Here is a 14,343-nt window from a genome sequence, read left to right on the forward strand (position 1 = left end):
GGTTAATGGAACAAGGAACAGTAAAATGGTTTAACGCAGAAAAAGGATTTGGATTTATCTCTCGCGAAGATGGCAGCGACGTATTCGTACATTTTTCAGCAATTCAAGGAGACGGATTCAAAACATTAGAAGAAGGTCAAGCAGTAACTTTTGATGTGGAAGATTCAGATCGCGGCCCTCAAGCAGTAAACGTTGAAAAACAATAATTGACCATTCGAAACACCTGGTTCTTTTGAATCGGGTGTTTTTTTGAATTCTTAACAGAAATTTTCAGGATTAAAAATAGAAATGATCAGAGGGGGAGGAGTTTTAATTCTTAAATTGAAAAAGACTTTGATTGTCTCCGAACTCAAAAGAACTTGCTGGAAAAATACAGAGATAATGAATCACTTTAGTGTTTTATAGGAGTTAGAAAATGCAGGATCATACTGGACTGGTTATTGATGTATCAATTAAAAGCAGAAAAGCTACAGTTAGCTTCAGATTAGTAAGAACAGGCTCACACAAGGATCAACTGGGTTTGAACGGCTCAGCTTCAAAATAAAAATCCCCGAAACCTGTTAAACTTTTTCAAGTTTTCGCAGTTTCGGGGATTGTACTGTTATTTGCAAAGTACCAGTTAATTTTCAACCATCATGATCATTGGTAAAATCATTGGATGGCGCTCTGTTTTTTCAAATAAATAAGGTTGTAAAGTTGCAGTGATCGCATCGCATAATTTTGCCTCTGTACAATTGTCATCTTTTAAGGCATCCCGCATTGCATGGAACAGAAGACGCTGTCCTTCGTTAATCAAATCGCCGGACTCTCTCATGTAAACAAAGCCGCGGGACAGGATATCAGGACCAGCCTGAATCTCTTTTTTCTTAACGTTGACCGTTGCAACTGCAAGTACCAGTCCTTCTTCTGAAAGAATTCGCCGATCCCTCAGAACAATGTTGCCGATATCTCCGACGCCGTTGCCATCTACATACACATCACTTGCATTGAAGTGACCTGCCATGCGGCCCTGATCAGCAGTTAGTGCAAGTACATCGCCGTTTTCCATAATAAAACAATTTTCTTCAGGTATACCTACATCTTCAGCTAAAGAAGCGTGAATTTTCAGCATTCTAAATTCACCGTGAACAGGTACAAAGAATTTCGGCTTCATTAAACGAAGCATCAGTTTTTGTTCTTCCTGTCCTCCATGTCCGGAAGTATGGATATTGTTTATTTTTCCGTGAATTACTTCAGCACCTGCTTCGGAAAGCAGATTAATCAAACGGTTAACGCTAGTAGTATTTCCTGGAATAGGAGAGCTTGAAAAGACCACTGTATCTCCGGGCTGAATGGAAATCTGTCTATGAGTTCCATTTGCAATACGGCTTAATGCCGCCATCGGTTCTCCTTGAGAACCTGTGCATAAGATCATCGTTTCATTTGCCGGCAGCTGATTCAGCTGAGAAGCATCTACAAACGTTCCTCTAGGGACATTGATATAGCCTAGACGTTCACCATTAGCAATAGCATTTTCCATACTGCGCCCAAAAACAGCAATTTTTCTGCCGGTCCGGACAGCTGCATCAGCAGCTTGTTGAAGCCGGAAAATATTTGAAGCAAAACTGGCAAATATAATTCTGCCTTCAATTTTTTCAAAAATCTTTTGAATCGACGAACCAATGGTTTTTTCTGATTTAGTAAAGGTTGGAATTTCAGCGTTTGTACTGTCAGAAAGCAGACACAGAACACCTTCTTCACCAATCTTTGCCATACGATGCAGATTTGCAGGTTCTCCAACAGGAGTAAAATCGAACTTAAAGTCGCCGGTCGCAACGATATTTCCAGAAGGTGTTTTGACAACAACACCTAATGCATCCGGAATACTATGCGTTGTTCTAAAAAAGCTCACAGATGTTTTTCTGAAGCGAATTACTGTATCTTCATGGATCTCATGAAGATCAGCATCTCTCAATAAACCGTGCTCGTCCAGTTTGCTGGTAATTAGAGCTAAAGCTAAAGGACCTGCATAGACTGGGATATTTGCCTGCTTCAACAAGTAAGGAACTCCGCCAATATGGTCTTCGTGTCCATGAGTGATGACCAGTGCTTTAACCTTTGACAGGTTTTGGATGATATAACTATAGTCGGGAATAACATAGTCGATTCCCAACAGATCATCTTCCGGGAATTTAATTCCGGCATCAATCAAAATGATTTCATCCTGAAATTGTACGCCATAAGTATTTTTTCCGATTTCTCCAAGTCCGCCAATACCGAAGACACCGGTTTCGTTATTTTTAATATTTACTTTCATAGCTTAAAACTCCGTTAATTTAAATTCGGCGTGTTCTTGTTCATAAGCTAGATGATTTCCTTCAAGCAGCTGGACATATTCGATGTTGTAAGGCGTATTATCTTCAACTAGCTGGCGGACAACAACATCATTGTCCCCTTCAACATAAATTGATTTTGTATCCTCTCTTTTAGGATTTCTTATTTTTGTTTCTTGATAATAAACTTTGTATATCATAATTATTCTCCTCTGTACTTGCCTGTGCAAGTTTATTTATTGATTTCTGTGTGAAATGTCTACACAACAAAATGAGGTGGGGCTCCACCCTGACAAATATTTAACCATCAAAAACATGGAGTTTATGATGAATGAAGTCTAGCAGTCACTTCATTTTATTATGTGCAAAAGAAATTCAACCGTTCAGTGTGTTGTGTGAACAACAATTATTGATATTTTATCACAGAACCAGTCAGAAGTATAGAAAGTACTCCGAATATTTGGCAGTAATTTAAGAAATAGACCGCTAAAAAAATGGGGGACTAACGGGATTTTATGTAAGAAACAATAAGAAAATACCAAAAGGAACTGAACGAAAAAAATGAGGAAAACCAGCAAAAATGTTTCTCTCTTTTATCGAAACAGCCGCTTGATCATGAGCAGGTTGTTCTTTTTATGGCAAGAGTTTAAATTTCTTTGTGTGGACGATTTACCGTGTTGTTCCTTTTATGCTATAGTAGAAGAACTGAACTAAAATTTGGAGGGGGAGATGATTACTTGAAATTGATGTGGCATTACACAATGAGATATAAGAAATTGCTGTTTGCGGATTTCATTTGTGTATTTGGGTTTATACTGATTGAATTGGGGCTGCCGACAATTTTGGCACGCATGATCGATCGGGGAATTCTGAAAAATGACTTTGATTATGTCAAGCATCAGGGAATTATAATGGTGGTCATCACGATTGTGGGCGTGACGCTGAACATCATGCTGGGTTATTTTGGTGCCAGAATAACGACAAATATTGTTCAGGATATTCGTAATGATTTGTTTGAAAAAGTGCAGACATTCTCTCATCATGAATATGAAACACTGGGTGTTTCTTCATTGATTACACGTACAACCAATGATGCGTATCAAATCATGCTGTTTATGGGGAACGTGTTGAGAATCGGTTTTATGACACCGATGATGTTTGCGGTAAGTCTGATTATGGTTGTCAGGACCAGTCCTTCTTTAGGGGTTTTTGTTCTGGGAGCGTTGCCGGTCTTGCTGGTTGCAGTGGTTTTGATTGCGAAGGTTTCTGAACCGTTGTCGAATAAGCAGCAGAAAAATCTGGACGGCATTAACAGTATTTTAAGAGAAAATCTTTCCGGTTTACGGGTAATTCGAGCGTTTGTTAATGAGAAATTTGAGGAGTCGCGTTTTAAAAAGGTCAATGAGGAGTACACGAACAGCTCCAAAAGTCTGTTTCGTTTGATGGCAGCTGCTCAGCCGGGGTTCTTTTTCCTGTTTAATATCGTGATGGTTCTGATTATCTGGGAGGGAGCTCTGCAGATTGATACAGGAAGTTTGGCTATAGGGGATTTAATTGCTTTTATTGAATACATATTCCACGCACTGTTTTCTTTCATGCTGTTTGCAAGCATGTTTATGATGTATCCGCGGGCTGCAGTTTCTGCTCGACGGATTCAGGAAGCATTCGACATGTCGCCTGACATTAAGGAAAACGAACAGGGAATTGTAGAAGCAGATAAGAAGGGCTGCATCGAATTTAAGGATGTGACATTTGCCTATCCCGGACACTCTCAAAGTCCGGTAATTCGCAATGTCAGTTTCACTGCTTCACCGGGAGAAACAGTTGCTTTTATTGGAAGTACGGGGAGCGGGAAATCAACACTAATTCAGCTGATTCCGCGTTTTTATGATATTTCAGAAGGACAGGTACTCATAGATGGTGTAGATGTACGTGATTACAAACTCAGTGCATTACGTGAAAAAATCGGTTATATTCCGCAAAAAGCACTGCTGTTTACAGGAACCATTGCTGAAAATCTTCGATATGGTAAAGAAGATGCTTCTATGGAAGAAATGGAGCGTGCGGCAGACATTGCTCAGGCGGCTGATTTTATTTCTCAGAAGCAGTTGGGCTATGATGAACTCCTTTCAGAAGGAGGCGCAAACTTCTCAGGTGGTCAGAAGCAGCGGCTGTCTATTGCCAGGGCAGTGATTCGAGATCCGGAAATCTATATCTTTGATGACAGCTTCTCAGCGTTGGATTATCAGACGGATGCAAAGCTTCGCGCCCGGCTGAAAAAAGAAACGACTCATTCTACTGTTCTGATTGTTGCACAGCGAGTAGGAACGATTATGCACGCAGACAAGATTATAGTATTGAACGAAGGAAACATTGTGGGAATGGGAACGCACAAAGAATTACTTGAGACGTGCCCGATTTATTATGATATTGCGGCTTCTCAATTGTCAGAGGAGGAATTAGCATGAAAAAAGGGCTTTCTTCCATCAAACGCTTAGGGAGATATATTGGACCATATAAAGCAACATTTATTCTGGTCATTGTCTTTACTATTCTGACAGTAGCACTGAATGCGGCAATGCCGTATGTTTCAGGACTGCCTATAACAGAAATAGCGAGAAATCTTTCTGAGGGAGAGGGAGTAAACTTTCCTTATGTCTTTCAGTGTCTGATTTGGATTTTAATTGTTGGTATCGGCTACTGTATTACCCAGTTTTTTTCAGGATTTTTGATGGCAGCAGTAGTTCAGCATTCGATGAGAGATTTACGCAGAGATATTGATGAAAAAATCAATCGTCTGCCAGTTTCTTATTTTGACAAAAACCAGCAGGGAAACATTCTTTCACGGGTGACTAATGATGTGGATGCGGTCAGTAATGCACTTCAGCAGAGCTTTATCAATATCGTATCAGCAGTTTTGGGAATCATCATGGCAGTATCAATGATGTTTTACATTAATATTCGACTGGCATTAATCTCCATAATTATGATTCCATTATCTATTTTTATTTCAAGAACAATCGTTGGAATCTCACAGAAATACTTTCAGGGAATGCAAAATGCGCTGGGCGATTTAAATGGTTATGTTCAGGAAAATATGACTGGATTCAGTATTTTAAAATTGTATGGACGAGAAAAACAGACCTTGGATGGATTTAAAAAAGTCAATGAAAATCTGCAAAACTACGGCTTTAAAGCGACGTTTATTTCTGGTTTAATGATGCCGCTCGTTCAGTTGACAGCATATGCGACATATATTGTTATCGCTGTGATGGGAAGCAGAGATGTTATTTTGGGAGTTATTGCTGTAGGACAGCTGCAGGCGATGATTCAGTATATTTGGCAGATTAGTCAGCCAATGGGGAATATTACTCAGCTTTCTGCTGCTTTACAGAGTGCTTCGGCAGCGACAGGACGTGTCTTTGAGATTCTGGATGAATCAGAGGAAGAACTTAACGATCATGATACAGCTCTTCCAGAGCCGGTTAAAGGAAACGTGACGTTTGAAAATGTCAGCTTCAGTTATGATCCTGCAAAGCCTTTGATAAGAGATCTGAATTTTGAAGTAAAAGCAGGACAGACCGTAGCGATTGTAGGTCCTACAGGTGCGGGTAAAACAACGCTGATTAATCTTTTGATGCGTTTTTATGATGTAAATGGAGGGGCAATCAAGCTTGATGGGATTGATACTAAAGCCATGAACCGCAGTGATGTCCGTTCAGTTTTTGGGATGGTACTGCAGGATGCATGGTTGTATGAAGGAACGATTGCAGACAATATACGCTTTGGAAAGCTGGATGCAACAGACTATGAAGTTGTTGATGCAGCAGAAACAGCGAATGTTGATCATTTTATCCGTACAATGCCGGATGGCTATGAAATGGAGATTAATGCCGAAGGAGACAATATTTCACTGGGACAAAAGCAGCTGTTGACTATTGCTCGGGCAGTGATTTCAGATCCAAAGGTATTGATTTTGGATGAAGCAACCAGTTCTGTGGATACTCGTCTGGAGGCGCTGATCCAAAAAGCAATGGATAAGGTTATGCAGGGACGAACCAGCTTTGTCATTGCACACAGGCTGTCTACTATTCGTGAAGCAGACCTGATTCTGGTGATGAATCAAGGAGAAATCATTGAAAAAGGAACCCACTATGAACTGCTGGAGAAGGGCGGCTTTTATGAAAAGCTCTATAACAGCCAGTTTGCTGAAGACGGGGACTATGATTAATAAATAAAAATGTTAAAGTATGAGATTCTTCGGCAGTTGAAAATAGTCAGCTGACGGGAATCTTTTTTTGCAGTTAAAGAGCAGTATAATTTTTTTGTAGTTGTAAAATCAGCAGTATCAAAAGTTATTGAGAAAGTAAACCCAACATTGTCTAGCTTCATTAGCTAGCTCTCTTTGGCAATAAGGCTCAAAAAATTATCGCTATAATCTCTCGAGCGGCTATTTCTTGAAAGCTGAACGAGCTCGTGAAGCACTTCTTATACAGCAGGTTTTCTGAATTTGCTATACTGGGGATAGAAAAGAGGAGATTGTATGACAAAAGAAAAAAGATTTATTGCAGCCAGTGCAGATGTCTGCGGCAATGTTCAGCTGGGTGAGAATAGCAGTATCTGGTATCAGGCGGTTTTAAGAGGGGATAATCAAACAATAACAATTGGCAGAGGCAGTAATATTCAGGATGGTTCAGTTATTCATGTTGATCCGAATTTTCCTGTTCGAATAGGTGAGTATGTTACCGTAGGGCACCAGTGTATGCTTCATGGCTGTGAAGTACAGGACGGAGCACTGCTAGGAATGGGCAGTATCTTATTGAATGGCTCTGTAATAGGAAAAAGCAGTTTAATCGGAGCAGGCTCGCTGGTAACAGAAGGAACGGTTATTCCAGAAGGTGTTTTGGCATTCGGGCGGCCGGCGAAGGTGATTCGTACTTTAACAGAAGAAGAGATTGCCAAAAATAAAGAAAATGCAGAATACTATATTAAACTGGCTAGAGAGCATCAAGCCGGAAGCTATCCTAGAACAGTAAAATAGAAGAGCGGACTAATCGGTATTTTTTATGGGAGGTGCTAAAATAAGAGCAGAGGGGAGTGGAGAATAATGTTTTTAAAAATGACAGACGAGGCACAGGCAAAGCTGCAGTATAGAGGCGATGGAGAAATTCTTTTGGATATGAATGACGGCGTGGGAGAATACTCAAAAGTAGGCATTTGTTCATTGGACACCAGTTTCCGTTTTCTTATTATAGACAAGGACCAGTCAAAAAAAGATTATGATACAGTGATCGACAGTACGATAGGAGAAATTCCTGTCAAAGAGTATTCCAAACGATATCTTGATGAAGAAATGACACTGGAGTTGGATAAGCGACTGCAGGTGCTGAAATTGAACAGCTCCAGCGGATTACTGGACGGACATGTGGAAATTATGGATTTGCGCCCAGAGATTATGCGCAGTTAAACAGCAAAAAAAGAAGAATGACAGATGAGTTTGCCTGCCATTCTTCTTTTTATTTTGGTCTTTCTATATCAAAAATTTCTCCAAGTTCTGCATAGCTGCTGCCGGCCAGCCGTGCAATGGGGTGGAAATTTTCGGGAAGTACATACTCTTTTTCACTGTCAAATAATGTCTCATCAAAATAAAAATCTGTTACTTCTGCGACAATCAGATCAGTGATTGGTTTGCCTTCACGATTTTTCAGAGGAATATGCTGATAAAGTCTGGCCTCCATCCTTAAGCGTGCAGCTTTAATGGCCGGAACTGAAACGGAACGGCTGGGTGTTGTTTTGATCTGATTCATTGCCAGTTCACTTTGATCTGGAGGTAAAGAAGCTGCTGTCAGATTCATTTGTTCTACTATCTGTTGGTCAATCAGATGAATTACCATTTCTTCATTTTGCAAGATATTGCGGGCTGTATCCTTCATTGCTCCTTCTTTTCTCAAAATAGCCAGAGTCATTAAAGGGAGATCAGAAGATGCAGCATTAAAGAAGCTGAACGGTGCAGCATTGATAACGTTTGTCTGATTGTTCAATGTAGTAACCCAGGCAATCGGTCTGGGAATAATACTGCCGGATAGAAATTTATACTGCTGCTTCTTTGAAAGCTGCTTACTTGGAAAATGAAGCATGTGGCTTCCTCCTCGCTGTTTTCTGTAATTTTTATCTGTGCGTATTTGCATCTGACGTATCAAAAGGTCGTACAAACTCTTCAATTTCTTTTCGTCTTGGTTCTAAAAACGGAGGTAAGGATAATTTTTCTCCTGCATGCTCATAGGTTTCGTCTTCAAGAAATCCAGGACCATCTGTAGCAAGCTCAAACAATACATGAGGCGCTGCCATGAAGTATTCGGATTGGAAATAGAAACGTTCCACAAATCCGGAATTTGGGAATTTCAGCTGATTGATTCGATTGATCCAGAATTTCAGTGCGCTTTCATCGGCAACGCGCAATGCCAGGTGATGGACATTCCCGAAGCCCTGTGAAGCTTTTGGCAGGTCCTCCCGATGCTCCACAATGATACTGCCGCCATTACCGCCGTCGCCAACCTCAAAAAGATGAAAGCTGCCTTCCGCACCTGTTAACTGAAAATCCAATACATCAACTAAAACGGTTTGCATATGTTCAAAATTTTCAACGGTTACAAAAGCAGGCCCTAAGCCAATAATAGCATACTCTACCGGTACATCGGTATTTTTCCATGGAGTGCCGGGGGCTGTGCCATGATCATTTTCGTCTGAAATCAACTGATAACGCTGTTCATCAAAATCTTCAAATTCTACATATTTTCTGCCGAAGCGTTCCTGCAGTTCACCATGCTCCACCTTATGTTTGTTGAAGCGGTCAATCCAATAGCTTAATGCTTCATCATTCTTTACACGGAATGAAGTTTTTGAAATGGAATCTGTTCCTTTTGTTCCTTTGACAATTCCGGGAAAATCAAAAAAGGTCATATCTGTTCCGGCACTCCCTAAATCATCAGTAAAATATAAGTGATAGGTTTCAATATCATCCTGATTGATGGTTTTCTTTATTAAACGCAGACCTAAAATATCTGTAAAGAAGCGGTAAATTTTCTCAGCACTTGAAGTCATTGCAGTAACATGATGTAATCCTCTAATTTTTGTATCCATAGGTAAACCCTCCAAATGTATTTTTTTATTAAAAATAACGAACTTACTAAAAGTAAGTATAAGAGCTAACCTGAATAAAAGCAACTGATACGACTTTCTTTCGAGCTGATATCGTTCCTTAATGAAAAGTATGCTAGGATAAGAAAGAAAAAGGAGGGAAACCAATGAAATACGATACGATTTTATTTGATTTGGATGGTACACTGACAGACTCAGGAGAGGGTATTCTGAATTCTGTGACTTATGCACTGGAGAAAATGGAGATGGAAGTACCGAAACAGAGTGAATTATTTCCGTTTATAGGCCCACCTCTAAAAGAATCCTTTATAAAAAAATTTGAATTGACTGAAAAAGATGCTGATAAAGCTGTGCAGTATTATCGCGAGTATTTCAGAGAGAAAGGGCTTTTTGAAAATGTTGTGTATGAAGGAGTACAGGAACTGCTGGAAACATTGCGGGATAAAGGTTGTCAGCTGTACGTTGCTACCTCTAAGCCGGAAGAATTTGCCAGAAAAATTTTAGACTATTTTGACTTATCAGGCTATTTTAAAGAGATTTATGGGGCCAGTATGGACAGCAGCAGAACTAAAAAAGCAGATGTTATTCATTATGCTCTGGAAAATGGGATGATTGAGAGAAAAAGGGCTCTAATGATTGGCGACAGAGAGCACGACATTCTGGGAGCAGAAGAAAACGGGCTTCCCGGCTTAGGCGTGCTTTACGGCTATGGGGATGCAGAAGAATTGATGAAGGCTGGAACAATATACTTGGCAAAAACACCGCTGAAGATTTATGAGTGGCTGTCTCAAGCAGAATAAATATTCAACGAAGCAGTTATATGAGTAACTAGGGCGTGTCTGAAAAGCTAGTGGCATTCGAATTTTTCAGTGATTTTTGTTGAAATCAAGGAAGAAAACGCAGCTTATGTGGTTCATAAGCGAGTATTTATGACGATGAGTTCTATATAAATCATCAAAATATTCGCCGCTTGAGTTTTCAGACACGCCCTAATGTTTTGTCCGTACATTCATCCACTCTATTGCTGTTAAATAAGAGCAATCTGGTAGGAGAAAGTTCTCTTATCAAGAAATGATGGGAGCTATGTTTGAGTTAGTGAAAAACGAAAAGATTGAATGGTCAAGAATTTCCGAAGTGTCAAAGGGAAATAACAGCTGTTTTACAAGGATCGTTACAGCTGATTTGACTCGATTTAGCAGCTGTTTCTATAATTTTTATAGCTAGTTTGACTCCAGTTAGGGATGAAATCGGCATTTTTTGCCGAGTTGCTCCCGTGCTGGCTGCACGTTTCTTGGATTAAAAGTATCACTTAGGTTTAATTCGGTCAATACACTAGGGCGTGACTGAAAAAATTTACTTGTACGTTGCAAGCTTCTTCTGGAACGCTAATACATCCGTAAGCGAAACATTTTGCATTGCACAAAGCATTTTTAATTTTGTATGCTCATCTGTTGTCTGACTGTTACTTAAAAATAGATGAACAGGTTTGGGAATAGTAATATTCGAATCCATACCGAAGGATGCTAATTGTTCCATACTGGCATTTCCATAGGTAAGCAGAAAACGAGAAATACGATAAACAGCCAGTTCTTTGTTCTCCAGAAGCTGGTAGAGCTTTTGGTAATGATCAAACGTAAAATTCATAAAATGTGGAAGACTTTGCAGTAGGAGCAGTTCTGTAGGAATTCCTGCCAGTTTCTCTGAAAGCTCAACGATAATCTCCAGACTATTTTCCTGAGAAAAAATTTGATTGGAAATTGCAGTAAATTTCTGGTACCGAAACTCACTGGTCTTGTGCACTTGTATTTTTTGTATCTTTTCGTAATAATCTGTGGTATTCATTTGGAAATGCCCTCCGGACGGCTTTAAAAACTCGCAGTTTTTTTATAATAAATTTTGTCTCCTAAATGTAGAATTGTAGATTTTAATGAAAAAAGACCGGCTGTGTCAAGTTTGTATATGACTTTGCCAGTCTTTTTGTTGTATGCTCTTTATAGTAACGCCTTATCTAATGCTTCATTTAAGCGTTTCATCTGATCTTTACTGAAAATCAGAGAACCGCTGTCCCGCAATTCATCGGCATCCTCCTGTGTAATTTCTTCAGGATACATCTCAATTGATTCAATCAGCTGGTCAAATTCCTCGTCGGTAAATGCATAATCTTCATCTTCATAAAGATCTCCATAGAGGTCATCGTAGTAACTTGAATCAGCTGATCTTCCCATAGCAGAACCATAAATAGAGCTGATGATCGCATCAAATTCATCCGTAGTCAGAACATTCTTTTTAGAAGGCACACTAATTTTTTCAGTATTTTTTTGAGGAGTCATTTTCATGGACAGAGTCAAGTCCATATCTGTAGTTTCGTCTTTAATAACCATATTAAATTTATAAGACATCGCACTGCTCTTTGTGTTGATACTGAGTTCTACAGAAAGGTCTTCAAGTCCTTCTGAGAACATCTCCGTAATATCAACGGATGACTTATCTGTTTTTCCTGATTTGCTGTCTTCCAAAGATTCCATAATTACTTCTGCAATTTGAGTGATCTCTTTTTTAGTGAATATATGTGTAATTACATCATCCTTTTTAGTAAAGGTCTTTTTATCAAATGACTCCATCAATTTACGCAGTTTATCCTGTAGTTCTTTATCGTTTACTGTGCCGGCAGCTGCAGCAACGTCAGAGCTGCTGGATGCACCATCGGTAAATTCTGAACCGACCTCACCAACATCAATATATTTGCCATCCAGTTTTTTTAGATCAGAAGCACTGATGTCAATCGGGTACTGTAGTGCGTTGGCTATATCTACAGCACCTGAGAAAAAGCTTGCAGATAAATACATTTTCTCTTTTTGAATGACAAATTGTAATGGCAGTGTTTGACCCAAAGCGTTCAGGTTCATCTCCATTTCCATTGTTTCATCATCCTGATTCAAAGCATAACTGCCGTCAACTGTAATATTTTCCAACTGACTGACCATCATGGCAGTATAGGCACTGTCGTCTTCATCACTTGAAAAATCAATATTGTCAATGCTCATTTCAAATTTTGCAGCATTGAATGTACTCTGTTCTGTAGAATATAGTGCATCTACAAACTCTTTTTGCGGATCATTGCTGCAGCCGACCAATGTAAAAACAAAGGCAGCAGTTAGAATACCTAACCCAATTCTTTTTAGTTTCATTTTTAATTTCCTCCTTTTACAGTATCTCTATTTTACTAGCTATTTAAAGAAAATTATATCCTTTTTTTGAAATTATTTTTTTTTTAGTCCTTCTTTACTTGAAGGTTTCTCCTAAAAATCAATAATTTGTGCGCTATCTCTCAAAGTTTTTGAGGAATTTTAGATAATTTGATGAGCGTAACCCCTTACATTGCGGTATAATGGAATAACAGTACCTATTATGAAATGGAGGGGATTTTTATGTCAAAAACAATCATTGTTGGAGCAAATCATGCAGGGATAGCAGCGGCAAACACACTGTTGGACAACTACAAGGATCAGGAAGTCGTAATGATTGATCGGAACACAAACTTGAGTTATTTAGGGTGTGGAACAGCTCTTTGGGTAGGTCGTCAGATTGATTCTTATGAAAATCTTTTTTATACGAAGAAAGAAGAGTTTGAAGCTAAAGGTGCAACCATTCATATGGAAACAACGGTTGATAAAATTGATTTTGATAAAAAAGTTGTTTACTGTAAGAAAAAGGATGGATCAGAATTTGCTGAAACTTACGATAAAGTTATTTTGGCAACAGGCTCGGCACCTATTTCTCCCAATATTCCGGGAAAAGATTTAAAAAATGTTGAATTCTTAAAGCTTTTTCAGGATGGACAGACAGTAGATGCAGCTATGGCGCAATCTGAAATTAATACTGTTGCAGTCATTGGTGCAGGTTATATCGGAGTGGAAATTGCAGAAGCAGCGAAACGCCGTGGAAAAAATGTTCTTTTATTCGATGCAGAAGAACGGTGTCTGCCTAATTACTATGATAAATGGTTTACAGACGATATGGATAAGGTGCTGTCAGACAATGGGATTGAACTCCATTACAATGAACTGGCAAAAGAATATAAGGGGACAGACAAAGTAGAAGCAATTGTGACAGACAAAGGGGAATATCCGGTTGATCTGGTGATTAACGCAATTGGCTTTAAGCCAAATAATCAGCTTGGCAAAGATCATTTGAAGCTGTTTATCAATGGCGCATATTTGGTGGATAATCATCAGCAGACAAGTGATCCAGACGTATATGCTGTGGGAGACTGTGCAACTATTTATTCCAACGCAGTTCAAGATACAACGTATATTGCTTTGGCAACAAATGCGGTTCGTTCAGGCATTGTCGGTGCGCATAATGTTGCAGGCACACCTCTTGAAGCAATTGGTGTACAGGGTTCGAACGGAATTTCCATCTTCGGCTATAACATGGTATCTACAGGGCTGACTGTTCAGGAAGCTGAAAAAGCCGGATTTAAAGTGAAATATACAGAATTTGAAGATACACAAAAACCAGGATTTATGTCAGAAAACAATACAGTGAAAATCCGTATCGTTTATGAAGAAGAATCCCGTCGAGTAGTTGGTGCCCAAATGGCCTCTTACACAGACATTTCAATGGGAATTCATATGTTCTCGCTGGCGGTGGAGGAAAGTGTAACAATTGATAAGCTGAAATTGTTGGATATCTTCTTCCTGCCGCACTTTAATCAACCATACAACTATATTACAATGGCGGCATTAAGTGCTGAATAAGGGATAATGACCGGTTATTTAACAAGACAGGGAGAGTAATTTTCCTATCTTGTTTTTTTTTCATCTAAAATTGTAAAAGAATTATAAGTTATCAGACAATTTTCTAAAAAAGT

13 protein-coding genes are annotated in these 14,343 nt (G+C 39.2%); 7 read left to right on the top strand and 6 right to left on the bottom strand.

The window, feature by feature from the left end; all coding sequences use genetic code 11:
- The first annotated feature begins 5 nt into the window (after positions 1 to 5).
- Entirely contained in the window at positions 6 to 206 is a 201-nt protein-coding gene (locus tag IW492_RS06495) for a cold-shock protein (RefSeq protein WP_202066772.1), read from the top strand.
- A 413-nt stretch (positions 207 to 619) separates the two neighbouring features.
- Here the strand turns inward: IW492_RS06495 and rnjA are convergent, their stop codons facing one another.
- Together rnjA and IW492_RS06505 are read right to left on the bottom strand one after the other, a co-directional pair.
- Positions 620 to 2,296 (bottom strand): ribonuclease J1, encoded by a 1,677-nt coding sequence (gene rnjA, locus IW492_RS06500; protein ID WP_202066773.1) that lies wholly within the window; start codon positions 2,294 to 2,296, stop codon positions 620 to 622.
- 3 nt (positions 2,297 to 2,299) lie between these two features.
- Positions 2,300 to 2,512, bottom strand: a complete 213-nt coding sequence (locus IW492_RS06505; RefSeq protein WP_202066774.1) for a DNA-directed RNA polymerase subunit epsilon — start codon at positions 2,510 to 2,512, stop codon at positions 2,300 to 2,302.
- A gap of 537 nt (positions 2,513 to 3,049) precedes the next feature.
- Between IW492_RS06505 and IW492_RS06510 the strand changes: the two genes are divergently transcribed.
- From IW492_RS06510 to IW492_RS06525, 4 genes are all read left to right on the top strand, one after another.
- Positions 3,050 to 4,780, top strand: a complete 1,731-nt coding sequence (locus IW492_RS06510; protein WP_202066775.1) for an ABC transporter ATP-binding protein — start codon at positions 3,050 to 3,052, stop codon at positions 4,778 to 4,780.
- Entirely contained in the window at positions 4,777 to 6,543 is a 1,767-nt protein-coding gene (locus tag IW492_RS06515; protein ID WP_202066776.1) for an ABC transporter ATP-binding protein, read from the top strand. The genes IW492_RS06510 and IW492_RS06515 overlap by 4 nt, the downstream gene beginning before the upstream one ends.
- 312 nt (positions 6,544 to 6,855) lie before the next feature.
- Positions 6,856 to 7,353, top strand: a complete 498-nt coding sequence (locus IW492_RS06520; protein ID WP_202066777.1) for a gamma carbonic anhydrase family protein — start codon at positions 6,856 to 6,858, stop codon at positions 7,351 to 7,353.
- A 66-nt stretch (positions 7,354 to 7,419) separates the two neighbouring features.
- The gene (locus IW492_RS06525; RefSeq protein WP_202066778.1) at positions 7,420 to 7,779 is read left to right on the top strand and encodes an iron-sulfur cluster biosynthesis family protein; all 360 of its coding nucleotides are present in this window, start codon (positions 7,420 to 7,422) and stop codon (positions 7,777 to 7,779) included.
- 49 nt (positions 7,780 to 7,828) lie between these two features.
- Here the strand turns inward: IW492_RS06525 and IW492_RS06530 are convergent, their stop codons facing one another.
- Together IW492_RS06530 and IW492_RS06535 are read right to left on the bottom strand one after the other, a co-directional pair.
- Positions 7,829 to 8,449: a flavin reductase family protein gene (locus IW492_RS06530; protein WP_202066779.1), complete on the bottom strand. Its 621-nt coding sequence runs from the start codon at positions 8,447 to 8,449 to the stop codon at positions 7,829 to 7,831.
- A 31-nt stretch (positions 8,450 to 8,480) separates the two neighbouring features.
- Positions 8,481 to 9,452: a ring-cleaving dioxygenase gene (locus IW492_RS06535; RefSeq protein WP_202066780.1), complete on the bottom strand. Its 972-nt coding sequence runs from the start codon at positions 9,450 to 9,452 to the stop codon at positions 8,481 to 8,483.
- A gap of 164 nt (positions 9,453 to 9,616) precedes the next feature.
- Here IW492_RS06535 and IW492_RS06540 point away from each other — a divergent pair, with 164 nt between their 5' ends.
- Complete coding sequence (locus IW492_RS06540) at positions 9,617 to 10,270, top strand: HAD family hydrolase (RefSeq protein WP_202066781.1); 654 nt, start codon at positions 9,617 to 9,619, stop codon at positions 10,268 to 10,270.
- A gap of 553 nt (positions 10,271 to 10,823) precedes the next feature.
- Here IW492_RS06540 and IW492_RS06545 read toward each other — a convergent pair.
- Both IW492_RS06545 and IW492_RS06550 read right to left on the bottom strand, forming a co-directional pair.
- Positions 10,824 to 11,312, bottom strand: coding sequence for a hypothetical protein (locus IW492_RS06545; protein WP_202066782.1), 489 nt, complete (start codon positions 11,310 to 11,312; stop codon positions 10,824 to 10,826).
- A 149-nt stretch (positions 11,313 to 11,461) separates the two neighbouring features.
- On the bottom strand, positions 11,462 to 12,658 hold the full coding sequence (locus IW492_RS06550; protein WP_202066783.1) for a hypothetical protein: 1,197 nt from the start codon (positions 12,656 to 12,658) through the stop codon (positions 11,462 to 11,464).
- A gap of 240 nt (positions 12,659 to 12,898) precedes the next feature.
- On the opposite strand from IW492_RS06550, the gene nox reads away from it, so the two are divergent.
- Entirely contained in the window at positions 12,899 to 14,230 is a 1,332-nt protein-coding gene (gene nox / locus IW492_RS06555; protein ID WP_202066784.1) for a H2O-forming NADH oxidase, read from the top strand.
- Positions 14,231 to 14,343 lie beyond the last annotated feature (113 nt).

This window comes from Enterococcus sp. BWB1-3 (genome assembly GCF_016745275.1).
Taxonomy (GTDB): Bacteria; Bacillota; Bacilli; order Lactobacillales; family Enterococcaceae; genus Enterococcus_L.

What these genes read in the sequence shown, in the direction of transcription:
- IW492_RS06505 (WP_202066774.1), bottom strand. Translation starts at nt 2,512, where the DNA reads ATGATATACAAAGTTTATTATCAAGAAACAAAAATAAGAAATCCTAAA.
- IW492_RS06540 (WP_202066781.1), top strand. Translation starts at nt 9,617, where the DNA reads ATGAAATACGATACGATTTTATTTGATTTGGATGGTACACTGACAGAC.
- nox (WP_202066784.1), top strand. Translation starts at nt 12,899, where the DNA reads ATGTCAAAAACAATCATTGTTGGAGCAAATCATGCAGGGATAGCAGCG.
- IW492_RS06550 (WP_202066783.1), bottom strand. Translation starts at nt 12,658, where the DNA reads ATGAAACTAAAAAGAATTGGGTTAGGTATTCTAACTGCTGCCTTTGTT.
- IW492_RS06545 (WP_202066782.1), bottom strand. Translation starts at nt 11,312, where the DNA reads ATGAATACCACAGATTATTACGAAAAGATACAAAAAATACAAGTGCAC.
- IW492_RS06535 (WP_202066780.1), bottom strand. Translation starts at nt 9,452, where the DNA reads ATGGATACAAAAATTAGAGGATTACATCATGTTACTGCAATGACTTCA.
- rnjA (WP_202066773.1), bottom strand. Translation starts at nt 2,296, where the DNA reads ATGAAAGTAAATATTAAAAATAACGAAACCGGTGTCTTCGGTATTGGC.
- IW492_RS06515 (WP_202066776.1), top strand. Translation starts at nt 4,777, where the DNA reads ATGAAAAAAGGGCTTTCTTCCATCAAACGCTTAGGGAGATATATTGGA.
- IW492_RS06530 (WP_202066779.1), bottom strand. Translation starts at nt 8,449, where the DNA reads ATGCTTCATTTTCCAAGTAAGCAGCTTTCAAAGAAGCAGCAGTATAAA.
- IW492_RS06520 (WP_202066777.1), top strand. Translation starts at nt 6,856, where the DNA reads ATGACAAAAGAAAAAAGATTTATTGCAGCCAGTGCAGATGTCTGCGGC.
- IW492_RS06525 (WP_202066778.1), top strand. Translation starts at nt 7,420, where the DNA reads ATGTTTTTAAAAATGACAGACGAGGCACAGGCAAAGCTGCAGTATAGA.
- IW492_RS06495 (WP_202066772.1), top strand. Translation starts at nt 6, where the DNA reads ATGGAACAAGGAACAGTAAAATGGTTTAACGCAGAAAAAGGATTTGGA.